The organism is Glutamicibacter sp. BSL13 (assembly GCF_052928425.1).
In genome coordinates, this window is the sequence record NZ_JAVGCZ010000005.1 from 48,722 (window position 1) to 72,849 (window position 24,128).

21 protein-coding genes are annotated in these 24,128 nt (G+C 64.9%); 7 read left to right on the plus strand and 14 right to left on the minus strand.

Annotated features, from left to right (window positions below):
• Positions 1–32 precede the first annotated feature (32 nt).
• From ilvN to ilvD, 3 genes are all read right to left on the minus strand, one after another.
• A complete protein-coding gene (gene ilvN, locus RCJ92_RS01660) occupies positions 33–551 on the minus strand; it encodes an acetolactate synthase small subunit (RefSeq protein WP_138926047.1) in 519 nt (172 codons plus the stop codon).
• Positions 552–556: 5 nt separating this feature from the next.
• Positions 557–2,437: an acetolactate synthase large subunit gene (locus RCJ92_RS01665; RefSeq protein ID WP_138178219.1), complete on the minus strand. Its 1,881-nt coding sequence runs from the start codon at positions 2,435–2,437 to the stop codon at positions 557–559.
• Between the two features lie 290 nt (positions 2,438–2,727).
• Complete coding sequence (gene ilvD, locus RCJ92_RS01670; RefSeq protein ID WP_343833442.1) at positions 2,728–4,431, minus strand: dihydroxy-acid dehydratase; 1,704 nt, start codon at positions 4,429–4,431, stop codon at positions 2,728–2,730.
• 117 nt (positions 4,432–4,548) lie between these two features.
• On the opposite strand from ilvD, the gene RCJ92_RS01675 reads away from it, so the two are divergent.
• On the plus strand, positions 4,549–5,010 hold the full coding sequence (locus RCJ92_RS01675; RefSeq protein ID WP_054821021.1) for a hypothetical protein: 462 nt from the start codon (positions 4,549–4,551) through the stop codon (positions 5,008–5,010).
• A gap of 357 nt (positions 5,011–5,367) precedes the next feature.
• On the opposite strand, the gene RCJ92_RS01680 is transcribed toward RCJ92_RS01675, so the two are convergent.
• The gene (locus tag RCJ92_RS01680) at positions 5,368–5,529 is read right to left on the minus strand and encodes a hypothetical protein (RefSeq protein ID WP_171021268.1); all 162 of its coding nucleotides are present in this window, start codon (positions 5,527–5,529) and stop codon (positions 5,368–5,370) included.
• Between the two features lie 140 nt (positions 5,530–5,669).
• On the opposite strand from RCJ92_RS01680, the gene RCJ92_RS01685 reads away from it, so the two are divergent.
• The 3 genes from RCJ92_RS01685 (at position 5,670) to RCJ92_RS01695 (ending at position 8,665) form a co-directional block, all read left to right on the plus strand.
• Positions 5,670–6,647 carry a hypothetical protein gene (locus tag RCJ92_RS01685; protein WP_446753577.1) on the plus strand — a complete coding sequence of 326 codons (978 nt, stop codon included), beginning with the start codon at positions 5,670–5,672 and terminating at the stop codon, positions 6,645–6,647.
• Complete coding sequence (locus RCJ92_RS01690) at positions 6,644–8,140, plus strand: putative bifunctional diguanylate cyclase/phosphodiesterase (protein WP_138178213.1); 1,497 nt, start codon at positions 6,644–6,646, stop codon at positions 8,138–8,140. The genes RCJ92_RS01685 and RCJ92_RS01690 overlap by 4 nt, the downstream gene beginning before the upstream one ends.
• A 141-nt stretch (positions 8,141–8,281) precedes the next feature.
• The gene (locus tag RCJ92_RS01695; RefSeq protein ID WP_138178393.1) at positions 8,282–8,665 is read left to right on the plus strand and encodes a hypothetical protein; all 384 of its coding nucleotides are present in this window, start codon (positions 8,282–8,284) and stop codon (positions 8,663–8,665) included.
• 43 nt (positions 8,666–8,708) lie between these two features.
• Here the strand turns inward: RCJ92_RS01695 and RCJ92_RS01700 are convergent, their stop codons facing one another.
• The gene (locus RCJ92_RS01700) at positions 8,709–10,337 is read right to left on the minus strand and encodes a chitinase (protein WP_446753578.1); all 1,629 of its coding nucleotides are present in this window, start codon (positions 10,335–10,337) and stop codon (positions 8,709–8,711) included.
• 263 nt (positions 10,338–10,600) lie between these two features.
• Between RCJ92_RS01700 and RCJ92_RS01705 the strand changes: the two genes are divergently transcribed.
• Entirely contained in the window at positions 10,601–12,925 is a 2,325-nt protein-coding gene (locus RCJ92_RS01705; protein WP_446753579.1) for a glycosyltransferase family 2 protein, read from the plus strand.
• Between the two features lie 134 nt (positions 12,926–13,059).
• Here RCJ92_RS01705 and pelF read toward each other — a convergent pair whose 3' ends face one another.
• From pelF to RCJ92_RS01750, 9 genes are all read right to left on the minus strand, one after another.
• A complete protein-coding gene (pelF, locus tag RCJ92_RS01710; protein WP_446753580.1) occupies positions 13,060–14,664 on the minus strand; it encodes a GT4 family glycosyltransferase PelF in 1,605 nt (534 codons plus the stop codon).
• Positions 14,665–15,286: 622 nt separating this feature from the next.
• Positions 15,287–15,814 (minus strand): isopentenyl-diphosphate Delta-isomerase, encoded by a 528-nt coding sequence (gene idi / locus RCJ92_RS01715; protein WP_396278320.1) that lies wholly within the window; start codon positions 15,812–15,814, stop codon positions 15,287–15,289.
• Positions 15,815–15,917: 103 nt separating this feature from the next.
• Positions 15,918–16,901 carry a prenyltransferase gene (locus tag RCJ92_RS01720; protein ID WP_446753581.1) on the minus strand — a complete coding sequence of 328 codons (984 nt, stop codon included), beginning with the start codon at positions 16,899–16,901 and terminating at the stop codon, positions 15,918–15,920.
• Complete coding sequence (locus RCJ92_RS01725) at positions 16,898–17,248, minus strand: lycopene cyclase domain-containing protein (protein WP_446753582.1); 351 nt, start codon at positions 17,246–17,248, stop codon at positions 16,898–16,900. The genes RCJ92_RS01720 and RCJ92_RS01725 overlap by 4 nt, the downstream gene beginning before the upstream one ends.
• Complete coding sequence (locus RCJ92_RS01730; RefSeq protein WP_343833431.1) at positions 17,245–17,598, minus strand: lycopene cyclase domain-containing protein; 354 nt, start codon at positions 17,596–17,598, stop codon at positions 17,245–17,247. The genes RCJ92_RS01725 and RCJ92_RS01730 overlap by 4 nt, the downstream gene beginning before the upstream one ends.
• On the minus strand, positions 17,598–19,190 hold the full coding sequence (gene crtI, locus RCJ92_RS01735) for a phytoene desaturase family protein (RefSeq protein WP_446753583.1): 1,593 nt from the start codon (positions 19,188–19,190) through the stop codon (positions 17,598–17,600). Before crtI ends, RCJ92_RS01730 begins: the two co-directional genes overlap by 1 nt.
• Positions 19,187–20,089 (minus strand): phytoene/squalene synthase family protein, encoded by a 903-nt coding sequence (locus RCJ92_RS01740; protein WP_138178400.1) that lies wholly within the window; start codon positions 20,087–20,089, stop codon positions 19,187–19,189. The genes crtI and RCJ92_RS01740 overlap by 4 nt, the downstream gene beginning before the upstream one ends.
• On the minus strand, positions 20,089–21,180 hold the full coding sequence (locus RCJ92_RS01745; protein WP_446753584.1) for a polyprenyl synthetase family protein: 1,092 nt from the start codon (positions 21,178–21,180) through the stop codon (positions 20,089–20,091). Before RCJ92_RS01745 ends, RCJ92_RS01740 begins: the two co-directional genes overlap by 1 nt.
• On the minus strand, positions 21,177–21,677 hold the full coding sequence (locus RCJ92_RS01750; RefSeq protein WP_421015302.1) for a MarR family winged helix-turn-helix transcriptional regulator: 501 nt from the start codon (positions 21,675–21,677) through the stop codon (positions 21,177–21,179). The genes RCJ92_RS01745 and RCJ92_RS01750 overlap by 4 nt, the downstream gene beginning before the upstream one ends.
• Positions 21,678–21,777: 100 nt before the next feature.
• Between RCJ92_RS01750 and RCJ92_RS01755 the strand changes: the two genes are divergently transcribed.
• Both RCJ92_RS01755 and RCJ92_RS01760 read left to right on the plus strand, forming a co-directional pair.
• A complete protein-coding gene (locus RCJ92_RS01755) occupies positions 21,778–22,608 on the plus strand; it encodes a tryptophan-rich sensory protein (RefSeq protein WP_446753585.1) in 831 nt (276 codons plus the stop codon).
• On the plus strand, positions 22,605–24,116 hold the full coding sequence (locus RCJ92_RS01760; RefSeq protein WP_446753586.1) for an SDR family oxidoreductase: 1,512 nt from the start codon (positions 22,605–22,607) through the stop codon (positions 24,114–24,116). The genes RCJ92_RS01755 and RCJ92_RS01760 overlap by 4 nt, the downstream gene beginning before the upstream one ends.
• Positions 24,117–24,128: the final 12 nt, after the last annotated feature.

Consider the following 24,128-nt stretch of genomic DNA (forward strand, 5'->3'; position numbering starts at 1 on the left):
TGTTCTGTGGTGTGCGGGGCCCGGGGCCGCCGCTAGGCGCTCAGGGACTTCAGGGCCCGGTCGCTCATCGACTTGGCGCCGCGGCCCACGGCCAGGGTCCCGGCCTGCACGATTTCCCGGATCCCGAAGGGTTCGAGCACCGCCAGCAGGGCCTCGATCTTCGAGGCGTTGCCGGTGGCCTCGATGACCAGGGACTCGGGTCCCACATCGATGACCGAGGCACGGAAGAGTTCCGCGGCCTGGGTGACCTGCAGCCGGGTTGCGGCGTCGGCGCGCACCTTGACCATGATGTGGTCCCGCTGCACCGAGGCCTCAGGCAGCAGCTCAACGATCTTGATGACGTTGATCAGCTTGTTCAGCTGCTTGGTGACCTGCTCCAGGGAGTCCCCCTCGGCGTCGACCACCACGGTGATGCGGCTAATTCCCTCGATTTCCGTGGGTCCCACGGCCAGCGAGTGGATGTTGAAGGCACGGCGGGCGAAGAGTCCGGCAACCCTGGTTAGCACACCGGGGACGTCCTCGACCAGCACCGACAGCGTATGCTTTGCCATCTTTCCTAGTCCTCCTCTTCCCATTCCGGGGTCATGCCCCGGGCAATCTGGATCTGGTCATTGCTGACCCCGGACGGCACCATCGGCCAGACCATGGAGTCGGCGGAAACCACAAAGTCGATGACCACCGGGCGGTCATTGATTTCCAACGCCTTCTGGATGGTCGCGTCAATGTCCTCATCGCGTTCGCAGCGCAGGCCCACACAACCGTAGGCGTCCGCCAGCTTCACGAAGTCCGGGATCCGGGCGGTGCCGTGGCCGGTGTTCAAGTCGGTGTTCGAATACCGCGCATCGTAGAACAGGGTCTGCCATTGGCGGACCATGCCCAGCGAGGAGTTGTTGATCACCGCGACCTTGATCGGGATCTGGTTGATCACGCAGGTCGCCAGCTCCTGGTTGGTCATCTGGAAGCAGCCGTCCCCGTCAATCGCCCAGACCACGCGCTCGGGCTGGGCCACCTTGGCGCCCATAGCGGCGGGCACCGAGTAGCCCATGGTGCCCAGGCCGGCCGAGTTCAGCCAGGAGCGCGGGCGCTCGTACTTCACGAACTGGGCGGCCCACATCTGGTGCTGGCCCACCCCGGCCACGAACACGCCCTCCGGGCCGGTCAGGGCCCCGATGCGTTCGATGACCTTTTGCGGGGCGGTGAGCCCGTCATGGGTTTCGGTCCAGCCGATCGGGTAGGTGTCGCGCAGGCGGTTGAGCAGATCCCACCAGGGCTTCAAGTCCTGCTGTGGGTCGGTCTCAAACCGGGTGCGGCAGGCGGCATGCAGCTGCGGGATGATCTCATCCAGCGAACCGACAATCGGCACGTCCGCGGTGCGGTTCTTGGAGATCTCGGCCGGATCGATGTCGGCGTGGATCACCTTCGCGTACGGGGCGAAGGTGTGCAGCACCCCGGTGACCCGGTCATCGAAGCGCGCACCCAGGGTGATCAGCAGGTCGGACTGCTGCAGCGCGGTGACCGCCGAAACGGCCCCGTGCATGCCGGGCATGCCCACATGCTGTTCATGCGAGTCCGGGAAGGCGCCGCGGGCGGTCAGGGTGGTGACCACCGGAGCACCGATGTACTCGGCGAATTCCTTCAGTTCCTGGTGGGCGTCGGCCTTGATGACCCCGCCGCCCACGTAGAGCACCGGACGGGTGGCCGCGGCGATCAGCTTGGCGGCCTCGCGCAGCTGCTTGTTGTGGCCCTTGGTGACCACCCGGTAGCCGGGCAGGTCGATCTTGGGCGGCCAGGAGAACTCGGTCTGCGCGGTCTGCGCGTCCTTGGTGATGTCCACCAGCACCGGGCCCGGGCGTCCGCTCTGGGCCAGGTAGAAGGCGCTGGCCAGCACCTGCGGGATGTCCTCGGCCTTGGTCACCAAGAAGGCGTGCTTGGTGATGGGCATCGTGATGCCGACAATGTCGGCTTCCTGGAACGCGTCAGAGCCAATGAAGGCGCTGTTCACCTGTCCGGTGATTGCCACCATCGGGACCGAGTCCATGTTGGCATCGGCCAGTGCGGTGACGAGGTTGGTTGCGCCCGGGCCGGAGGTGGCGATGCATACGCCCACTTCCCCGGTGACCATGGCGTAACCCTGTGCGGCATGGCCGGCACCCTGTTCATGGCGGACCAAGATGTGGTTGAGCTTGGTTGAGTCCATGAGCGGATCATAGGTGGGAAGGATGGCCCCACCGGGTAATCCGAAGACGTCCTTGACGCCCAGTTCTTCCAATGAGCGGACGATGGCTTGTGAGCCCGTCATCTGCGTGGGAGCGACAATGTTGTTCGGACCCTGGACCGGGTTCGAAGCCTCCACGACGGAAGAGACAGCGGTGGCATCCTTGCTGCGGTTCAATGACTTGGCAACCGTAGCCGGATTGGCAGGTTTTCCGTTGCTCATCGGGATCCTTCCTGATCTATCTCTTCATCTGCGCATAAAAAACGCCCCGCGGCCGTCAGCAACTGACGAAAGGGGGCTGTGCGCGTCACCAGGTGATCTGTCTAGGACAGATCAAGTTTCAGGCTCCGCGCCTGATAACTAGTAGAACACTGGTGGTTGTTTGCATATACCCAGTTTTGTCCAACTCATCTGAAAGATCAACACGACTCTCCGTCGATCTCAAGATATGAGACGGATGTTCGATGGGTGGACACTGCGGGTGTCCACCCACCGCTTCACACCGAAGTGTTTCAGCCGCAGAATGCGCCGGTGGAGGCCGAGTTGACCAGCTTGGCGTACTTGGCCAGCACACCGGTGGTGAACTTGGCCGGCAGCGGCTCCCAGCCGACCTTGCGGGCCTCAAGCTCCTGCGGATCCACCAGCAGGTCGAAGCTGCGGGCCTCGATGTCCACGCGGATCTTGTCCCCGTCCTTGACGAACGCAATCGGTCCGCCGTCCACGGCCTCGGGGGCCACGTGGCCGATGCACAGCCCGGTGGTGCCTCCGGAGAAGCGCCCATCGGTCAACAGCAGCACGTCCTTGCCCAGCCCGGCGCCCTTGATGGCGCCGGTGATGGCCAGCATCTCGCGCATGCCTGGTCCGCCCTTGGGGCCCTCGTAGCGGATGACCACCACATCCCCGGCCTTCAGCTCACCCTTGTCCAGGGCGTCCAGGGCGCCCTGTTCGCGTTCGAAGACGCGGGCGGTGCCCTCGAAGACGTCGGCGTCGAAGCCGGCGGACTTCACCACCGCACCCTCGGGAGCCAGCGAACCATGCAGGATGGTCACCCCACCGGTCTTGTGGATCGGGTTGTCCATGGCGCGCAGGATCTTGCCGTCCGGATCCGGCGGGGCGATGTGAGCCAGGTTCTCGGCCACGGTCTTGCCGGTGACGGTCAGGCAGTCCCCGTGCAGCAGCCCGGCATCCAGCAGCGCCTTCATGACCACCGGGACACCGCCGATACGGTCCAGGTCGTTCATCACGTAGCGGCCGAAGGGCTTCAGGTCGGCCAGGTGCGGAACCTTGTCACCGATCCGGTTGAAGTCATCCAGGGTCAGATCCACTTCGGCCTCGCGGGCGATGGCCAGCAGGTGCAGCACCGCGTTGGTGGAGCCGCCGAACGCCATGGTCACGGCGATCGCGTTCTCGAAGGCCTCCTTGGTCAGGATGTCGCGGGCGCGGATGCCCTTGCGCAGCATCTCCACGACGGCCTCACCGGAGCGGTGGGCGAACATATCGCGGCGGCGGTCCGCCGACGGCGGGGCGGCGGAACCGGGCAGGGACATGCCCAGGGCCTCACCGATGGAGGCCATGGTGTTGGCGGTGTACATGCCGCCGCACGCGCCTTCGCCCGGGCAGATGGCCCGTTCGATGGCGTCCAGGTCCTTTTCGCTCATCTTCCCTGCCGCGCAGGCGCCAACGGCCTCGAACGCGTCAATCAGGGTGACGTCCTTCTCCGTACCGTCTTCCAGCTTCACCCAGCCGGGCATGATGGAGCCAGCGTAAAGGAATACGGAAGCCAGGTTCAGGCGGGCCGCGGCCATCAGCATGCCGGGCAGGGACTTGTCACAACCGGCCAGCAGGACCGAGCCGTCCAGGCGCTCGGCCATCATCACGGTTTCCACCGAGTCGGCAATCACTTCACGCGAGACCAGCGAGAAGTGCATTCCCTCGTGTCCCATGGAGATGCCGTCCGAGACGGAGATGGTGCCGAACTGCATCGGGAAGCCGCCACCGGCGTGGACGCCTTCCTTGGCACCCTGGGCCAAACGGTTCAGCGAAAGGTTGCACGGGGTAATTTCGTTCCACGAGCTGGCGATACCGATCTGGGGCTTGGCAAAGTCCTCATCACCCATGCCCACGGCGCGGAGCATGCCCCGGGCGGGAGCGGCATGGATACCATCGGTCACCGCGCGGGAGCGTGGTTTGATATCTGGGGTCGTTTCCTGGCTCATGAAAAAGATTCTAGAAGTCAATATGACCAATTGGACAACCCGTGACGCGACAATGACACATTTCGCCAAAAGCGCTCATTGATCATTTTGTTCAGCATTCTTAGTAGAGTGTGAGTCATGGACACACGCCCAGACGAGAATCCGACCGACACCGTCAAGCGCCTGCTGCATGAGGCGTTTGATGCACAGATCCCCAACTTCGCCAGCTACAACCTGGTCGCGGCGGTGGGACTGGCCGGCAGCGGCGGATTGAAGGTCATCGGGTATCGGCGCCAACCGGCAGAATTGGTGCTCGCCCCCATCGATCCGGCAGACCTGAGGGCCGCCGAGGACGCGATCACGATCAACAACACGAACGTCAACCAGCTCGCGCTGGTCAATGACGGAGGCTATGAGATCGCCACCTCCACCGGCCGGGTGTTCCGCTTCAATGTGGATGCACACCCGAACGTGGACCTGCATCTGGATGATGCCGTGGTGCAGAGCGTGGAGTTGGATCAGGAATCGGACGCGGCGGACTTCGCCGAGTTCATGCACCATTTCATGAACACCATCGAGGGCACCGAGAACTTCGTGTAACCCACCGGCTCATCACTCAGCCAAAGAAAAGTCGGCGGCGGTGAATCAACACCTGCCATCGGCTCCCCTACTTTCCTGCAAAACTCCCTGACCCGCCGGTGATCCCGAGGAGCAGGGAGTTTTGCGTATCCGCTCATACACAACCTCGGGTCCCAGCCCACTTTTTTACTTTCTCTCGCCGACTAACCCCCGGCAAGTCTTATGCAACACCTGCTGACTCGTTAGGCGTGCGATGGTATTTGGCTCCAAACCGGCACCGGCCGCCAAGTTCCGGGGTTGGAACTCAGCGGCCGGTCGACAGTTGGTCGGCGATCCATCGGAATATGGCGTATTCCGCAGTATCTACCGTCGTCGTTATTAGTAGGGCCAGAGGCCGCCTGCCGGGGTGCTGATCCCGTGGCTGTACGGCCACAGACCACCGGCGGTGGTATCCCCCTGGGAGGCGGAACTGACGCTGACACCGACCACCAGGGCCATGGCCGCGGCGGCCAGTGCGATGAGTTTCTTGACGTTCTTCACGGGCAGTACCCTTCTCGAAATGCGCGGCTCGTGCCGCGGCTCCTGCCGAAGCGCAACGAGCCAAGGTAAAGCCTAGTGAAGCCTGAGAATGAGAACAAGGAATCTGCACAATTAAACGCATCTGATGCGATACTGATGCAGTGGATCATTTTCGTCACGGCTCAGCCGCCCAACTAAAGGTCGCCGAGGTACTGCGTGCCGCACGCGATGGCGAACATGAGAAGGTCACCCTCCAAGGCCCCCAGGTACTGGCCCAATTAGATCCGAAGACCGAAGCGTCAAGTTATTGGCTGGTGCAGGAGGCCCTGTGTTCGGCCGCCCACGCCGTGGATGACTACGAACTGATGTGCCGGGTAGCGGATCAGATGAAACAAACCGCCGGGCAGCTGAACCGCACCGACCTGACCATCAAGGCGCTGCTGGCCCAGTCAACCGCACGGCGCTGCGTGGGTGATGACGCCAACGCACTGTCCCTTGCCCGCCAGGCCCAATGCCTGGTGCGTGAACTGGACGATCAGTCTCCGGTACGGGTCCAGCTCTACCAGGTGCTGTTGGCCGCACTGGTAGAAGCCGGGCACCCAGATGAAGCATGGCAACTGCACCAGCACCTGGCAGGCTCGCTGCATCTTGTTGCCGACGGACAGGAGCAGGGCAAGGCGTATTGGACGCTGGGCAACCTGGCCTTCATGGTCTGCGAACCGGATTTGGGAGTGCACTACCACCAGCGCGCCGCGGAACTATTGGTCCCGGCCCAGGACATGGTCCTCTGGGCGCGCTTCAACCGGGCCACCGCCGAACTACGACTTCAGGCCGGGATCCTAAACGAACAAGTCCAGGATTGCCTGCAGCGGGCCGAGCTGGCCTTTGGACTCATCGAGGCCGGCGACCTGGACCACGCCGGCCTGTGTCTGACACGTTCTCGCGCCGCCGCGGTCCAGGGCGACCCTGCCCGCGCCATGGCCATTCTGGAGGATTTCACCTCCCGTTATAGTGGTGCACCTGAGCATTTGGTTCCCCTTTTCTCCTGGTGGGCGCAGCTGCTGGAGCAGGCCGGGGAGCCGAAGGCAGCGCAGCACAAACGCCACCAGGCGCAGCAGGCAGGAAAGGACGGTTCGTGACGCACGCCGAAATGGATCCGCGGATCCAGGACATCGTTGACTCGATCCTGAAAATTGCCGGTGGAGACTTCGCTGTCTCCCTGCGGCCCAGCCAACAGCGTGATGACATCGACGCGATCATGGTGGGGATCAAGGCCATGGCCAATCGCCTCTCAGGCACCTATGAGGAGCTGGAGCAGCGGGTGCGCCAGCGGACCCACCTGCTGGAGTCCGCGAGGGACAAAATGGAGGTGCTGGCCTACACCGATCCGCTCACGTCCCTGGCCAACCGGGCCGCCCTGATGCGCGAACTCGCCTCACAGCTGGATGCGGCACATCGCGCCGAACCGGTCAGCACGTTGTTCCTGATTGACCTGGATGACTTCAAGCCCATCAACGACATCCACGGACACAACGCCGGAGACCGGGTGCTGCAGGAAGTGGCAACCCGGCTGCGTCAGAGCGTGCGTCCAGGAGATTTGGCGACCCGGCTGGGTGGAGATGAATTCGCCATCCTGGCTCGCGTGGATGCCTCGGCAGCCAAGACGATGGGTCAGCGCCTGCTTCAGGTACTGCGTGAACCGGTGGAAGTCGGCCCGGCAAACATCACTCCGGGCGGCAGCATCGGGTTCTGCGTGGGCCACGAATCACTCACCGCGGAACAATGGCTGGAGTGCGCTGACACCGCCATGTACGTCGCCAAACGGGATCCGAAGGAAAAGGTCCAGCAGTTCGAGGACTTCATGCTCTACGAACGGCACCGCAAGGCCTTGCTGAGCACGGAGCTGCGCACGGCCCTGGCCAGCGGGCAAATCCACCCGGCCTACCAAACGGTGATCTCGGTGGAGGACGGCGCCGAAGTCGGGGTCGAAGCCCTGGCCCGGTGGGAACACCCCGAATTGGGCGAGCTCTCCCCGGCGGACTTCCTGCCGCTGGCGGCCGAATCAGGCTTGCTCAGCCAGCTCACCACCCGGCTGCTGGATTGTGCACTGGCCGACCTGGGACAGTGGCGGCGAGGACAGCGGGTCTCCGAGGACTTCCGCGTCCAAGTCAACGTGACCCCCTCGGAGCTGACGGATCTTGCCTTCTCGGACAAGGTCACCCAGAAGTTGCGTGAACACGAAATCCCGCCCGAGTGCCTGGTCATCGAGGTGACCGAGGAACGCTACATCTCCGGGGATCGCCCGGAGCTGTATTCACTGCGGGCCCTTCGAGAATTGGGGGTTCGGGTCTTCATTGATGACTTCGGTGCGGGCTATTCGTCCTTCGGTTATCTCAGCAAATTGCCGGTGGCCGGTGTGAAAGTCGACCGTTCCATCACCATCGGAGTGGACAGCGACCCCAAGCAGCGGGCCGTCATGCAGGCCGTGTTGGACCTGGCGGTGGCGTGTGGCTTGGAGTGCATCGTGGAGGGCGTGGAAACCGAGGCCGAAGCCGCCGTGCTGCGCACCCTAGGAGCCCACTGCCTTCAGGGATTCCTGTTTGGCCGTCCGGGACCGTACCCTTCGATTTAATCCTAAATCCCTAGCTTCGCAAGCTAGCATTTGCGTTATCTTTAGGTAGACTCGCGTTGAGAACAGCTTTTGTTGCCCTCCGCTCACCCCACTCGCATCGAGGTGACCGCAGGGATTACTGATCAGAATGTCGGGGGAACGATGATCACTGAGACTGCAGTCCTACCTGAATCCAGCCATGAACACTGGGATTTAAACTGGGAGGAACGGGGATATCACGTCCTGACCTTCAAGGAGGGCTCGGTCCTCACGGTTCCCATGCTGGCGGAAATCTCCGCAGAGCTCCGCAAGCTGCACACGGCCGATGAGATCAAGGTGATCGCGGTGATCGGTGGACTGTCCGACGTGTGTCCCGATGTTTCCACCGAAGTGGCCAAATCCCGTCCCACGAGCCGTGTGGCGTTGCTGGGGCAAAACCATGTGGATCAGGTGCTCTCGGGATTTATGCTCTCCGATTTACGCGATTCGCCGATTGGCAAGTACGTCACCACCATGGACGAGGCGCTCGCCCATCTTGGGTACTAAGCGCCAAGCGCTGGAGGCGGAACACAGCCGCCGGTAAGCTGCCCTACTTCGAGGCAGAAGCGCTGACCGACGGCGTCGCGGATTCCTGACCCTTTTCCTGCTTCTTGGGCTCCTGTTCCTTGGTGCCTTGCTCCTGAATGAGTTTCTGCACCGTCGCGTTGTCCAGCACGTCCCATGGCGATTCCGCGGCGCCTTCCAGCGCGGCCTGCGGCGATTGGGTTGAATTCCACCACTTGGCCTGCATGACGCGCCCTTCGAACAGCACGCGGTCACCCTTGGTGTAGACCGCATCGGCAGCCCACTCTGGATAGAGGCCCTTGGGGGCAGTGACCACCGGCGCCGGCTTGTCACCCGGCAGAACCGGACCGACCAATTGCCATGGCGAAGGCTGCCCCTCGGCGGCGGGGGCGTCCGGAGCCGTGCCCTGCGTCCACCACTTGGCCTCGTACACGTTTTTGCGCCACACGGTGCGATCGCCCTCGACGTAGGCGGCGCTCTCATTCCAAATCGGGTACGGGCTGGTGGCCGGGTCATCGGTGATCGCGGTTTCCACCGGGGCCGGTTCCGGGCTTGGTGCAGCTTCCGGGACCGGTGCCGAATCCGCCCCGTGTCCCAGCCCGTCGGAGAGGAGCTTGGCGAACTGCCGCTCCTCCTGCGTCACGCCGCTGCAGTTGTTGGATACCCGGGTCGGATCCGGGAAGTTGTCCCCGCAGGAGTAGTCGCGGTTGGCGGACCAGAAGGAGACACGCCCCAGGCCTTTTTCCTTGACGAAATCGTTCAGGTCCTTGGCATCCTGCAGGTCGAAGACCTCCCCGAGCAGGTCATTCTGGCCAATCATCGGGGTAACCCCGATTTTGCGCCACAGGCTCTGCTCCCCCAGCTGCTGGCCATGCTCACGGTAGGCGGCAGACAGCTGGCCGCGCGCGCTTTCGGCCGCTTGGATCGAGGCCTGCGCCATGGAGTCCCCCTCCTGGCGGGTCTGCCCGAAGTTCATGGTCATTAGATTGACGCCAGCAAGATCGACGCCGGCGTCCAGCATCCGGTTCACCTCGGCCAGGCCCTCGGGGGCAAGGCCGAACGTGGCGGCGGGAAGGGTCAACCACACCTCGACCTGGATTTGCTGCTGCAGCTGCGCCACCGCCGCTGCCCGTCGCTTCCCGCCCGCAACATTGGTCAGGTCATCGGCTTCGATGTCCAAATCCACGGTGGTGGATTCGTAACGTTCCAACAAAGACTTGTAGGCGGAAGTAATCTTCCCCTCGTCCTGACATGCGCTGGCCAGTTCGTCGTTGAGCAAACCGCCGGTGGAAATCACCACTTCTCCGCCGGAGTCCTTCACCCGCGCCACTTTGCGGTCCAGGTCAAAAGTGTCCGCGGCCTCGTCCATTGAGTAGAAGCCTCCCCAGGAAGGGGCGCACGCTTCATCCGGATCGGCGACGATGAACCCCAGCACGACGCGTTCCCCCTGTGCCACGGTTCCCCCAATGTCATAGAACGGGGTGGACGTGGAGTCCACGTACGCTCCGAACCACTGGTCGCTGCCCGCCGCCGCGGCACGGTCCTTGGCCCGGAACCACAGCGCCAGGGAACCGGCCACCAGCCCGGCAATCACGAGCAGCACGATCAACAGGCGAAACACGGAAAGCCGGCGGCCCTGGAACTGAATTGCCATGGGTTCCCCTTTAGGAATCACAGGACGTGAAGAGAGATGAAGATGAGGCGCAAAACCGCGGCGCCCCTGGCCAGACCAGCTTCCTGGGTGACCACTGACAGTACACGGCCTTAAGGACATCTTAAGGCTGTAGTTTAGAATTATGCTAATTGGATGCCCCGGGGCATCCCGCTTCTAGGGACCGGCTTTTCCCGCAGATTTTTCCGCCCGCGCGGCGGTGCGGCAGCGTCCGGTCATTCCGCATCTTCTGGGAGGAAACCTGCATGGGCGCAGGCAAGCACACCACGGCTCAAGCGACCGAAAGCCGGCGACGGCAATGGGGGTCGGAGAAACGCTCCGAGCCCTTGTCCATCGTCCATCCGACCCCTTCCAAGGCGAAGCTGGCATGGGGACGCGTGGCCATTGTGGTGACCGTGCTGTCCTGGGTTGCCTATGTCATCACCACCATCCTGCGCCAGCTGGCGAACAATCCCGGGGCCGGCTTCCGGTTCCAGTTCGAAGCGGTGCTGTATCTGATTGTGGTGACGTTCCTGACCTTCTCTGCCCTGATGTACCTCACGGCACGCCAGGGAGCCCTGAACCGGTTCGCCGCCCACCAGCGGGTTCCGCGCGGAGAGCTGGACCGGCACTTTCGGGAACACACCGAGGGGATTACGGTCCTGGTACCCAGCTATGCCGAGGAACCGGCGGTCGTACGTGCCACGCTCTGGTCCGCGGCCCTGCAGGAATTCCCGCAGCTGCGGGTTGTGCTGCTGATTGACGACAATCCGCACCCCGCCGATCCCGCGGTGCGAGAGCGCCTGGACGCCACGCGGGCGCTGAGCGGGCAAATCGCCACCGCGTTGGCCGAGCCGGCCGCCCACACCCGCAGGGAATTACAGGCGTTTCGTTCCGCCCGCGCCCAGGACGCCAGCCCCGAAGCACTGTTGCCGGCGCTGATTGCCACCTACCGTTGGTCCGCCGAGTGGCTGGACTCCATGGCCGCCAATGAGGCCGTCACCGACCATGTCGAGGAGTTCTTCGTTGATTCGGTGCTCATGGGCCTGTCCCGCGAACTGCGCTTGACCTTGCTCGCCCTAGAGGCCGCCGCGGCACAACACTCGGCGCCGGACCTTGAACGCATGGAAGAGCTGCACTTGCGCCTGGTGCGGATCTTCTCCGCACAGATGGACAACTTCGAGCGCAAGCGTTACGCCAGCCTCTCCCAGGAGGCCAACAAGGCCATGAACCTGAACTCGTACATCAGCCTCATGGGCAAGACCTGGCGTCAAGAACAGCGTGGGGACGCGCTGGTGCTGGTGGAGCAGGCGACACCGCAAGCCGAGGCAACGGAGCACTCTTCCGATAACCTGCTGCACGTCCCGGACAGCACCTACCTGCTGACGTTGGATGCCGATTCCCTGCTGCTTCGTGATTACTGCCTGCGCCTGGTGTACTTCCTGGAATCCGAGGAGAACTCGCGCATCGCCGTCACCCAGACTCCGTACTCTTCCTTCCGCGGAGCCCCGACCCGCATCGAGCGCATCGCCGGGGCGACCACCGATATCCAGCACATCCTGCATCAGGGCATGACCCAGTACAACGCCACCTTCTGGGTGGGAGCCAACGCGGTCATCCGTAAGCGCGCCCTGCAGGATATTGCCCAGGTCAACACCGTGGGCGGCTATGAGATCTATACGTACATCCAGGACCGCACCGTCATCGAGGACACCGAGTCCAGCATCGACCTGGGAACCCACGGGTGGGGCTTGTCAAACTACCCGGAACGCCTGAGCTACAGCGCCACTCCCCCTGACTTTGGTTCCCTGGTGGTGCAGCGCCGCCGCTGGGCCAACGGCGGATTGCTGATCATGCCCAAGCTCTGGACCCAAGCCCGGGAGCGACGCCGTGAACGGCGTCCCATGGGATTGCGGGAGGTGCTGTTGCGGGTGAACTACATGTCCTCCATCGCGTGGGCCAGCTTCGGCCTGGTCTTCCTCCTGGCCTACCCGTATGACAGCCGCCTGCTCAGCCCCCTGATCTTCGCCGCCGCGATCCCCTACTTCTTGTGCATGGGCAGCGACCTGCGCGACTGCGGTCACCGCTTCGGCGATATTTTCCGCATCTATGGCTTCAACCTGGTGCTGTTGCCGGTGAACCTCGCCGGGGTCCTGAAATCCATCCAGCAGGCATTCACCGGTGAAAAGATCCCATTCGCCCGCACCCCGAAGGTCCGTGACCGTACCGCGGCACCGGCCCTGCACGTGCTGGTCCCCTACCTGATCGTGATCTTCTCACTGTTCACCCTGTGGCGGGATCTGCAGCACCAGAACTGGGGCAACGTGGTGTTCGCGGCGATCAACGCCACCCTGGCCGCCTACGCCATCCGCGCCTATGTCGGAATCAAGAACTCGGTGGCGGACATGGGCCTGGGACTCATTTCCTGGCTTTTTGTCGCACCCAAGCCCAAGGCACAGCCCGCGCCGGTTCACCCCCAGGCAACACCGGAGACCACGGACTGGGCCACCATCCTGTATCAGGGCGACCGCCGCCTGAACCGGGACCTGCGGGGCTCGGAAGACCGCCGCAAACGCATAGGCATTCGCTAAGTGGGCCTATGAGCCGCCTATCTGCCCTGAACATGCTGAGGAAACTCACTTAGCGCAGCGCCACTAGGCCACTGATGGGAGGACCCGCGCCTCCGGCAGCTGGCCGGAGGTGCGGGTCTCTGCCTCGACGAGCCCTATGCTTGCCGGGCGGCGGTCTTCAAGGCCGGCAGCACGTGCTGAGTCATGGACGGGCGCTCCTTCGCGGCCTGCTGCGTCCCGCCCTGCACCACCGCGGCGGCCGACACCGGCGCCGGGGCAAGCACCTGACGGTACTCATCACGCATGCGATTGAGGAACAACTCCAGCGGGAACTTCTCCATGGCCCGTTCGCGGGCCCGGAAACCCATGCGGCGCCGGGCCGGCCCATCGAGCAGCAGCCGGATGATTTCCTTGGCCAGCGCTTCCGGGCTGCGCCGCGGCACCAGCGCACCGGAGAGTCCGTCGTGGCCGGTGATTTCCCTGGTTCCGCCCACATCGGTCGAGATCGTGGCGCGGGCGCAGGCCATCGCCTCCAGCACGCTGGACGGAACTCGTTGCGACACCGAGGACAGCGCCACCAGGTGCCCTGCCTCAGCGGCTTCGCGGGTGTTCGGTTCCTTGTCCTCGAAGCTCACTGCGTTACCCAGCTTCAGTTCCTCCACCAGTGCGGTCAGCTGCTGGTAGTACTCCCGCTTCTGCTTGGGAATCTTTCCAAAGATCCGCAGCTTGGCCTCCGGGATCCGCTGCGTGACAGTGGCAAAGGCGCGGATCATGGTGGCCAGGTCCATGGAGGGGTGAATTGGCCCCACGAAGGAAACGGTGGGCACTTCCGGCTCGGTGGTGATCTCCGGGAAGGCCTCGGCATCCACCCCGTAATGCACGGTATGCATGCGCTGCTTGTCCGCCCCGAGCTGCCGGGCCCACTTGGCCAAGAATTCATTGACCGGAAGCAGCTTGGCGGCCTCGGCGTAGGCCACCTGGCAGACCACCCGGGACAGCCCCAGCAGTGCGGTGCGCACCGGGTGCGCCAGGCCAAGATCTTCCAGCCCCTGGTAGCGTTCGCGCAGGCATACTCCATGCTCGGTCAGCAGCAACGGGCTGCCGTCGCGCCAGTAGCGGGCCAGGCCAACCAAGACTGCCGGACCGTTCGAGGTCACGTGGCAGATATCCACCTGCGGCCAGGAGACATCCAGCACCGCCAGGAACTGGTTTGCGTAATGCGCCACCTGTTCGGCCTGTGCCGTGGTCAGGTGCGGCAGTTCCGGACGGCTACTGCGGTGGCGGCTCCACGCTTCGGCAACCAGTGCGGCGCTATTGATCCGGTGCAGGGTCGCCGCAAGCTGGTGGCGGGTGCCTCGGGCCAATTCCTTCAGCGCGCTGGTGGCCTGCATGATGTGGGACTGTTCCGGATCCTGTTTCGGCAGGGCAGCGTTCCACAATTCGTTCAGGGCGGTCTTGACCCGTTGCTCTTCAACCTTGCGTCCGGTCAATCGGGCGCGGGATGGTGGATCCCCTACCGGGATGGTGCTCACGCGCGCCGGGCTCTTGGAGAGGTTCACCGGAATGGACTGGTCCCCGACCAGCTTCACGATCTCAAAGTGGTAATCCGGCAGCCCGTTGACCAGCTGCCCATTCCAGGTGTTCGACGCGCCCACTGCGACCGGGCAGGTATCTTCCCCGATTAATGCCACGCGGATCTTTGCACCGGCCTTTGGCGCAGCAGCGGAGTGTTCCTTCTGATTGGTCTGCGCAGTGGTCATGGCGCGACCCACAGCACTGGGCTGGTCAGTGACCCCGTCATCGCCGGACGCAGATTCCGCTCGGGCTGGTGCTCGCCGTTTCGCACCGCGCGGTATTGGGCGCCCCGATTTAAGGCGCTCAAAAGTACTGGATGTATCCCCATGAAATTCCCCAAGAATTTATTTGTAGGAGGAAACCACGATGAACGTCAAAGCGATCAGGGTGGTTTCCACGTGCGTTTAGCTTTCCGCCTCCCGGAGCGAACTCCGTCGTGCGGAAATGATCTGTCCACTACGGACAGCCCCCATAATGAATATTAGGCAATGGCTGTGCCGTTCAGATCTCCAATTGCGCAGATTCAGCTTAACTTTTCGATGCAACAAAGCCCAAAGCTGAGATAACACGCACGTTGACACAGTTCCACCGGTGAATTGTTAGTCGTGGGTGTGGACGAAATATTGTCAAATCTTGCGTAATCTCTAGGCTCCACGGGCGCGCCGGTAAAGGTTCATTACTTCTCGCGCCGACCACGAGCCCCAGGTTCGAGCACCCGGTCTGCCCGCAAAAGGGCTTATGACGTGCAGGAACTTTGGAGTTCATTTTTGGTTCGGAAGTCGGCTCCTGCTCTCGGTCTGCCCCCGTTTAGGAGTAGGCTCGCAGTTGCGGCAGCTGCATCACGAGCCACGGACTGAAAGCCCAGGGGGTTGCACGCACCGCAACAGCCAATTGGGCAGGGTCCACCCACTGCCAGTCCATGACCTCTTCCGGATTCGGAGACAGTTCGCTGTCGATGCGTGCAGTATGTACGGGGCAGATTTCGTTTTCCACGATGCCCGAAGCGTCCATGGCCCGGTAGCGGAAGTCGGGCAGCGTCACCGTCAGATCCGCGATCTCGCAGCCCAGCTCATGGCGGGCATGCCGGCGAATGGCATCGAATGGGTCCTCTGCAGGTTGTGGGTGACCGCAGAAGGAATTGGTCCACACACCGGGCCAGGTCAGCTTCGACAGGGCACGCCGGGTGACCAGGACTTGGCCTTCGGAGTTGAACAGGTGGCAGGAAAAAGCCAGATGCAGGGGCGTCTCGGTGGTGTGCACCAATGCCTTGTCTGCCGTGCCAATGCTCTGACCGCTCTCGGAGAGCAGGACTACGTCCATGAACTTTTCCACCATTCTCTTCATCATTGGAAACACCACCATATCCGTCTTGTTACAGCGGGGCACAGCCGCCGGAGCACACCACGTCCTCTTCCCCATGGCGCGTCCGGCGAGCGCCTTACTGCCAGAACCAAACGAGGTAAATCATCAGCATGCTCAGCAGGAACCCGCACAGGTAATTCAGCCACAGGAACCTTCGCCACGCGGAGCGGGCGATCGCTGAGTCCTGATCCGCCAGGTTCAGGTAGGGCAGCGCATTCAACGCATAGGGCACCGCAAGCAGGCCGGCGAGCTTCGCCGATCCGGGCAGCACCAGCAGCAACAGGCCGGCCAGCACGTACCACCCGACCACCAGCCGGGCGGTCCAGCGCGCCCCGAGCACCGTGGCAATCGATGAGAGCCCGGCCTGCCGGTCCGGCTCAATGTCCTGGATGGCGCCCAGCGCATGGGAGGCCATCCCCCACAGCAGGAATGCGCCGAAGGCCGCCAGGGGTTGGAGGTCCATGGACGCCTCGGCCAGCACCCAGCCGTAAACGCCCGGGGAGACAAAATGAACGGCGCTGGTCAGTGAATCCAGGAAGGGGCGTTCCTTGAAGCGCAGGTACGGGGCACTGTAGGCCAGCACCGCTGCCATGGATATGCCCAGCACCAGGTTGGCCCGGGCACCGCCGCCAAGCACCAGGGCCACCAGGAAGGGCAAGGCCGTCAGCGCGCACGCCCACAACACGGTGGCGTGCAGGGAGCGATCCAGCACGGCGCCTTCCACGCCTCCCTTGCGCGGGTTGCGGATGTCGGATTCATAGTCAAAGACGTCATTGATCCCGTACATCACCAGGTTGTAGGGAATCAGGAAGAAGACGGTGCCCACCCACCAGCGCCAGTCGAAGCCGCCTCCGGCCAGCAGGTAGGCGATGGCGAACGGGTAGGCCGTGTTGATCCAGGACAGGGGCCGGGAAGTGGCAACAAGCCCCTTCAGGGTGTTGGCGAGGTTTCGGGTTCTTGGTTGAGCACTTGCCGGTTCCCCCGCCGCCAGTGATCCGGGAGTTGTTCCGTGCCGGGCCGGCATCCCTGACGCTGCGGTGGTCCGTGGTTTGGATGTCATTGTTCCATCCCCCGTTGTGGCGTGTGGATCTGTTTGGCGGTGGGCGCCGTACCGCCGGTGAGCCACCACAGCGCCGGCATGAAGAACACCGCGCTGAGCGGGTACAGGAAGTCTTCTATCGGGGCCCGTCCGATGCGCACCCCGACCAGGGAGTGCTGCCCATAGTCGAAGAGGCCGGCGGCGATCATGACATTGTCAAAGATCGCGGTGAGCACGAACAGCGCCGCCAATGCCACCAGCAGCGCCGGAGCGATCCGCCGCACCGGGATGCGGCGCAGCAGCATGGAGCCGATCAACAACACCAGCGAACCGGCCACGAAGCACAAGCCCATTTGCAGAAAAGTCATGACCGATAATCCCCCGTCGTCACCGGTTCTGGTTGTTTCTTGCGTGCATGGGCCCGCCACCGCAGCCAGCCGTTGACCAGGATCATCACCTGGTAGCACAGGAAGAACAGGAAGAAGACTTCCTCCAGCGGCAGCTGGTCGCCCACCATCACCCCGCTCATCCACTTCGATTCCAGGTGCAGGAAGATCCCCTGGTCAATGGCCAGCACATCCCAGAGCAGGAAGATCGCGGTGCCCACCACCAGGGAGACTAGGGCGGGGCCGGGACGGCAGCAGACAAACAGCTTGAAGCGTGCATCGATCAGCGCCATGCACCCAATGAGGGCCAACAAGATCAGCAGGTAAACCATCAGCCACCCACCTTGTCACCCAGTGCCCCCGTGCCGTGCAGGTGCCCCATGCCCAAGGGGCCCGGGGCGTTGACCCGGTTGACCGCCTTGGCCGCCAGCTCACCGCTGATCAGGCACATGGGGATGCCAATGCCGGGGCGCACCGAGCTGCCGGCGTAGTAGAGCCCGGGCACCTTGGGGTTGCGGTTGGCCGGGCGCAGGAAGGCGCTTTGTCCCAGGGTGTGGGCCAGACCCAACGCCCCGCCGCGCCAGGCACCCACCGTGGCCTCGAAATCGGCCGGCCCATAGGTTTGGCGCACCACGATGCGTTCGCGCAGCCCCTGGATCCCAGCCCAGCTGGCCAGCTGGTCAATGGCCGCGTCCGCGATCCGCTCCACCATCACCGAGCCTTCGCCGTCAGCTCCCCCGCGGCCCCAGTCCACGCGGGCCGGAGCGGGAATAAGCAGGAACAGGTTCTCGTCCCCTTCCGGCGCCACCCCGGGATCCGTGGCGCTGGGCATGCAGGCGTAGATGCTGGTTTCGGTTTGCAGTTGTTCCCCGGCGTGGATGCGGGCGAAGTTCTCATCCCAGTCGCGGGTGAACAGCAGGTTGTGGTGCTCCAGCTGCGGCAGTTTGCCGCGCACTCCCAGGCAGGCGAGCACCGCCCCGGGCCCCGGGTCGGCCTTGCGCCAGTGCCGTTGGGTGCGGCTGCGCAGGCTCGGCGGCAGCAGCTCGCTTTCCAGGTGGTGCAAATCCGCGGCTCCCACCACGGCCTGCGCCCGACTTTGGTGCGTTGCACCCGCACCGTCCACCCACTGCACCGCGCTGACCGCCCCACCGGCTTCCTCGGTGTGGATGCCGGTGGCGCGGGCGCCGGTGATGATGGTGACCCCGGCCGTGCGCACCAGCTGCTCCATGGCGTCCACCAGCGCGCTGAACCCGCCCATGGGGTACTGCACCCCCTGGGTAAGGTCCAGGTGGCTCATCAGGTGATAGAGCGCTGGGGTGCGTTGCGGGCTGCTGCCCAGGAACACCGCGGGGTAGCCCAAGATCTGGCGCAGCCGGTGGTCGGTGAACGCCTTAGCGGTGTGGGTTTTCAGGGATCGGGCCAGCAGCGGCAGCAGGGTGCCGCCGCGACGGAGGATCGGGGTGGCCAGCAGGCTGCTGGCCCGGGCGAAGTCATCATAGAGGAAGTGCTCCAGGGCCAGGTCGTAGCTTTCGCAGGCCTGGCGCAGGTAGGAGGCCAGGCGTTCCCCGGCCCCCGGTTCAAGGCGTTCGAACACGTCGCCCGCCGTGTCCGGGGCCAGGTCCTCTGGTTCATGGTCCTCGAAGAACACCCGGTAGGAGGTTTTCAGGCTGCGCAGATCCAGGGCCTGGGAGGTGCTGCTGCCCATGAGCTCGAACCAGTGCTCGAAGACCTCGGGCATCAGGTACCAGGAGGGTCCGGTATCAAAGCTGAAGCCCTCGCGCTGCAGCCGCCCGGCCCGGCCGCCCAGCTGCTGCCCCTGTTCCAGCAGGGTAACCCGGTGCCCGGTGCGGGCCAGCAGCCCGGCGCTGGCCAGCCCGGCAAAGCCCCCGCCGATCACTGTCACGTCCATTGGCTGCAGATTCATGCGATGCTCCTGATGCGGGTAGGGATGAGGGGACGGGCGGGCAGGAAGGTGCGCGCGGCAATCAGCGCCTTGCGCCCGGCGGGCACCGAGATCCGGCGCTCCAGCAGTTCATTGGCCGGGGTGCGGGCAATGCGGGCGTTCAGTTCGCTGAACAGCCCGTGGGCCATGCGCACCGCCTGGGCGGCCCGGGGCGCCAGGTAGTCAAGGCCTTCGCTGGCCGCGGCCAAGTCCGCGGCGATGTCCTGGACCAGCGCCTGCTTGCGGGGTTCATCCAGTTCGCTGTGCCGGGTTCCGGGCAGGTACTGGCGTCCCAGCTCCTGGCTGTCGGCGGCCAGGTCCCGCAGGAAGTTGACCTTCTGGAAGGCCGCGCCCAGCCGCCGGGCCGCGTTCAGCGCCCGTCCGTCCGGGTCCGGTTTGCTGCCGGGCATGGCCTGGAAGACCTTCAGGCACATCAGGCCAACCACCTCGGCTGAACCGTAGATGTAGTCCTGTAGGGAGAGTGCATCGTGGGTGGGGCGCACCAGGTCCTGGCGCATGGAGGCAAAGAACGGCCGGGTCAGCTCCACCCCGATGCCGTGGCGCCGGGCGCTGCAGGCGAAGGCGTGAACCACCAGGTTCGTGCTGTAGCCGCAGGCCAACGCCGCCTCGGTGTCCTTCTCCAGCTCATCCAGGGTCCGGGCCACCTCGCTGGCCGGCAGCCCGGCCTCCACGGCGACCCCGTCCACCACCTCATCGGCGAGCCGGACCAGCGCATAGATGTTGGCAATGTGTTCCCGGCTCTGCCGGTCCAGCAGCCGACAGGCCAGGGAGAAGGAGGTGGAGTACTGCCCAATCACGGTTTGGGCGCTGCGTGAGGCGGTGCGGGTGTACAGCTGCAGTGCGCTGGGTTGGAGGGGCATTACAGACTCCGTTCCAGGATCAGGGACGGGTAGGCGCGCAGCTCGTCCTGGATGGTTTCGGGCAGCGCGGCGAAGTGGGTGGAGGCCAGGGCACCGGAGCACAGGTCCGCGGCCAGGCGGCGGGCCACCTGTTCGGCCCCGCTTGCCCGCAGCGCCCGGCGGACCTCTTCAATGCCGCTGTTCCCCTGCCGGTATTCGGCCAGGGCGCGGCCAAAGCCGGCGTCTTCGCTGGCCAGGGCGGTCAACACGGTGCTCTTGCCCTCGCGCAGGTCGGATTCCACGGATTTTCCGGTGGCTCGCGGGTCCCCGAAGCAGCCGAGGATGTCGTCAATGACCTGGTAGGCCACCCCGAAGCGGCAACCGATTTCCCCGAGCCCGGCGGCCTCCTGCTGGCTGGCCCCGGCCAGCAGCGCCCCGCACTGCAGGGGCAGCTGGAAGGAGTATCCGGCGGTTTTCAGTTCCTCCATGCGCAGCACCTGGACGGTGTCGGCCGGGATCATGTGCATCGAGTAGAGCAGGTCCTCCAGTTCCCCTGCCCCGGCCTGGGCGATGCCCAGTTCGAAGGCCTCCTCCACCGCCGCGGCCGCCGGCAGTCCGGCGGTCGCGTGGGTGGTTTGGCGGATCGCGGCGGTCAGTAGCAGGTCCCCGGCAATGATGGCCGCCGAGCCTCCCACATGCTGTGCCTGCGGGTCCGGCAGCCCACGGGCGGCGGCCTGGTCGCGGTAGTGGGCGCTGAGGGTGGGTTGGCCGCGGCGGATGAAGTCCCGGTCAATCACGTCATCGTGGATCAGCAGCGCAGTGTGCAGCAGTTCGAAGGCGCACCCCAGGCTCACGCTGCGCTGCCGGTCGGTTCCCCCGAACGCCCGGTAGCCCAGGTCCACCAGCTTGGGGCGGGTGCGCTTGCCGCCGTGCAGGCTGCGGGCAATGTGGTCCCACAGTTGGGCGCCGGCGCTGGAGTAACTGGCGGCGCGGTGCCGCTGGCGGGCCACCACCCGGTCCAGCTCCGCACTGATCTGGGTGTCCAGTGCGCTGTCGGCCGGGCCGGTCGGTGCACTGCGGGTACCGGCGCGGTGGGGATGCGTGGTGGTCATGGCTCATCTCTTTGCTGCTGGTAGGTGGGCGTGGGTAGGGAGTTCAGTGCCGCACGCATGCGTTCGCTGACCTGCAGCAGACCCTGCACCAGTTCGTCGCTCACTGGTGCGGGCAGCTGTTCAATGACGGTGCGGGCTTCGCCCATCAGTTGGCGGGTCAGGTAGAACGCCTGGTCGATGACCGCATCGTTGACGTGGATGGCGTTGCGGCGGCGGTCGCGTGGATGGACGGTGAGGGTGATGTAGCCGTGGGCGGCCAGCCGGTCCTGCACCGCGGTGGCTGCGGCGCTGCTGATGCCAAGCCAGCGGGCCAGGTCGCCGGGACCGGATCCGGGGTGCTCGCTGAGGATCTTCAGGCCGCGGAAGTCGGTGAAGTTCAGCCCCAGACGTTCCCGGGCCAGGGCGTCGGCCGTGTCGCAGTGCTCCACCAGCTCGTGGAAGATGCGCAGCGCGTCCGTGGCCGCATTACCTGAAAGTTCCATGAGTGAGTCTCTCACTATGTTGATTGTTAGCTAAGTTATCTACATCATGGAGGAGATGGGTTCGGTTGTCCAGTCCACATCCCAAATTGACGGGAATCAACAAGGAGGCAGAATCATGCGGAAACACTCAGTGGGAATTGCGGTTCCCATCGCCACCGCCTTTGCGATGGCGGTCGCGATCTTCGGGGCGTTCGCCGGCAGCGGCGCCCTGGGCGGCACGCCCATCCAACACGCCTCCGACGGCTGGCTGGACACCGATTCGACCCTCCTGGCCCCGGCCGGGCCGGCCTTCGGCATCTGGAGCCTTGTCTACGTGGGCCTGGTGGTCTATGCCATTTGGCAGTTCTTCCCGGCCGCCCGCGCTTCCCGGCTGCAGTACCGGGCCCGGGCCTGGATCAGCGCCTCGGCCCTGCTGAACGCGTTGTGGATCGGCGTGGTGCAGTTCGGCTGGCTGCCGGTGAGCCTGGTGGTGATCGTGGTGTTGCTGCTGGTGCTGATCCGGATCCTTTTGCTGCTCATCACCACCCCGCCCGAGAGCACCGCCGAACGCTGGATCCTCTGGGTTCTCTTCGGCGTCTACCTGGGCTGGGTCAGCGTGGCCACCATCGCGAACGCCGCGGCCCTGCTCGGCTCCTGGGGCGTGGGTGAAGGGGCCGACTGGCCGGTGCCGGTGGCCATCGCCCTGCTGGCGGTCGCGGCGGTCATTGCCCTGGGCACCACCTGGTACAGCGGCGGTCACCTGGGAATGCCTTTGGCCATGGCCTGGGGCGTGGGCTGGATCGGGGTCAGCCGGCTGGAGCCGGGCAACTACAGCCAGCCGGTGGCCATCGCCGCCTACACCGCCTGCGGAATCATTGTGATTGGTTCCGTGGTGCTGGCCTGGGTGCTGCGCCGCCACCGCGACCGCCTGCCGATCCCAGCCCGTGCGCAGGGGGCCGAGTCATGAGCCGCATCGCGGTGACCGGGGCCAGCGGCTACCTGGGCGGGCGGCTGGTGCCGCTGCTGCTGGAGCGCGGGCACCAGGTCAAGGTGCTCACCCGGCATCCCGAATCATTGCGGGACGTGCCCTGGCGTTCACAGGTGCAGGTCGTGCAGGGGGACCTGACCGACCCGCAGGCCGCCGCCGAACTGTGCGCCGGAACCGACACCTGCTACTACCTGGTGCATTCCATGGCCGCCACCTCCAACTTCGCCGAGGTGGAGCAGCGCTGCGCCCAGGTGATGGCCCGGGCGGCCCGGGACGCTGGCGTGGGCCAGCTGGTCTACCTGTCGGGGCTGCACCCGGACGGGGAGCTGAGCCGGCATTTATCTTCCCGGGTCAACGTGGGGCGCATCCTAGAATCCAGTGGCGTGCCCACCCTGACCCTGCAGGCCGGGCTGGTGATCGGTTCGGGTTCGGCCAGCTTTGAAATGGTGCGGCACCTGACCGATGTGCTGCCGGTGATGCCGGCCCCGCGCTGGGTGCGCAACATGGTGCAGCCGATCGCGGTGCGCGATGCGCTGCACTACCTCTCCCGGGCCGCGGAGCTGTCCGAACCGGCGGGCGGACGCTATGACATTGGCGGGCCGCAGGCGCACAGCTACGCCGAGCTGATGCAGCTCTATGCCCAGGCAGCCGGGATCCGCCGCCCGAAGATCATTGCCCTGCCGGTGCTCACCCCCTGGCTGGCCGCCCAGTGGGTGAACCTGGTGACCCCGATCCCGCGCAGCCTGGCCATACCGCTGGTTGAATCCCTGCAGCACGACTGCGTGGTGCGCTCCCGGGCAATTGATGAATTGATCCCTCCCCCGCCCGAGGGGCTGACCAGCTACCCGCAGGCCGTGCACCTGGCGCTGGACAAGATCAAGGCGGACGCGGTGGAAACCAGTTGGGCCAGCGCCCACCCGGTCTCCGCCCCGGGTGAATCCCTGCCCTCGGACCCGCAGTGGGCCGGACGGCGGGTGTACGTGGACCGGCGGGAACGGGAAACCACCGCCACCCCACGCCAGCTGTTCACGGTGATCTCCAGCCTCGGCGGGGAGAACGGCTACTACTCGTTGCCGTTGGCGTGGAAGCTGCGCGGGGTCATGGACAAGCTGGTTGGCGGGGTGGGCCTGAACCGCGGCCGGCGCAGCCGCAGCCGCCTGGCCCTGGGAGACGTGGTGGACTGGTGGCGGGTGGAGGCACTGGATGAGCAGCGGATGCTGCGCCTGCGCGCCGAGATGAAGGTTCCGGGGCGGGCCTGGCTGGAGTTCAGCTTCGAACCGCGCGGGGATCACCTGCTCTACGTGCAGCGTGCGATCTTCTTCCCCCGCTCCCTAGCCGGGCGCCTGTACTGGTGGTCACTGGTGCCCTTCCACGGCATCATCTTCACCTCCATGGCCCGCAGCATCACCCGTGACGCCGAACGTCTGCCTATCGAGCAGAGCGCGTCTCCCGCAGCGGCCGCACCCGCCGATCCGCCGCGCAGCTAACCGCAAGGCGAC

Excerpts from the sequence above, each read along its gene's own strand:
- RCJ92_RS01720 (WP_446753581.1), bottom strand. The coding sequence starts at position 16,901 with ATGACATCCAAACCACGGACCACCGCAGCGTCAGGGATGCCGGCCCGG.
- RCJ92_RS01725 (WP_446753582.1), bottom strand. The coding sequence starts at position 17,248 with ATGACTTTTCTGCAAATGGGCTTGTGCTTCGTGGCCGGTTCGCTGGTG.
- RCJ92_RS01740 (WP_138178400.1), bottom strand. The coding sequence starts at position 20,089 with ATGCCCCTCCAACCCAGCGCACTGCAGCTGTACACCCGCACCGCCTCA.
- pelF (WP_446753580.1), bottom strand. The coding sequence starts at position 14,664 with ATGACCACTGCGCAGACCAATCAGAAGGAACACTCCGCTGCTGCGCCA.
- idi (WP_396278320.1), bottom strand. The coding sequence starts at position 15,814 with ATGGTGGAAAAGTTCATGGACGTAGTCCTGCTCTCCGAGAGCGGTCAG.
- RCJ92_RS01730 (WP_343833431.1), bottom strand. The coding sequence starts at position 17,598 with ATGGTTTACCTGCTGATCTTGTTGGCCCTCATTGGGTGCATGGCGCTG.
- RCJ92_RS01755 (WP_446753585.1), top strand. The coding sequence starts at position 21,778 with ATGCGGAAACACTCAGTGGGAATTGCGGTTCCCATCGCCACCGCCTTT.
- RCJ92_RS01665 (WP_138178219.1), bottom strand. The coding sequence starts at position 2,437 with ATGAGCAACGGAAAACCTGCCAATCCGGCTACGGTTGCCAAGTCATTG.
- RCJ92_RS01675 (WP_054821021.1), top strand. The coding sequence starts at position 4,549 with ATGGACACACGCCCAGACGAGAATCCGACCGACACCGTCAAGCGCCTG.
- RCJ92_RS01700 (WP_446753578.1), bottom strand. The coding sequence starts at position 10,337 with ATGGCAATTCAGTTCCAGGGCCGCCGGCTTTCCGTGTTTCGCCTGTTG.
- RCJ92_RS01705 (WP_446753579.1), top strand. The coding sequence starts at position 10,601 with ATGGGCGCAGGCAAGCACACCACGGCTCAAGCGACCGAAAGCCGGCGA.
- RCJ92_RS01760 (WP_446753586.1), top strand. The coding sequence starts at position 22,605 with ATGAGCCGCATCGCGGTGACCGGGGCCAGCGGCTACCTGGGCGGGCGG.
- ilvN (WP_138926047.1), bottom strand. The coding sequence starts at position 551 with ATGGCAAAGCATACGCTGTCGGTGCTGGTCGAGGACGTCCCCGGTGTG.
- RCJ92_RS01695 (WP_138178393.1), top strand. The coding sequence starts at position 8,282 with ATGATCACTGAGACTGCAGTCCTACCTGAATCCAGCCATGAACACTGG.
- crtI (WP_446753583.1), bottom strand. The coding sequence starts at position 19,190 with ATGAATCTGCAGCCAATGGACGTGACAGTGATCGGCGGGGGCTTTGCC.
- RCJ92_RS01745 (WP_446753584.1), bottom strand. The coding sequence starts at position 21,180 with ATGACCACCACGCATCCCCACCGCGCCGGTACCCGCAGTGCACCGACC.
- ilvD (WP_343833442.1), bottom strand. The coding sequence starts at position 4,431 with ATGAGCCAGGAAACGACCCCAGATATCAAACCACGCTCCCGCGCGGTG.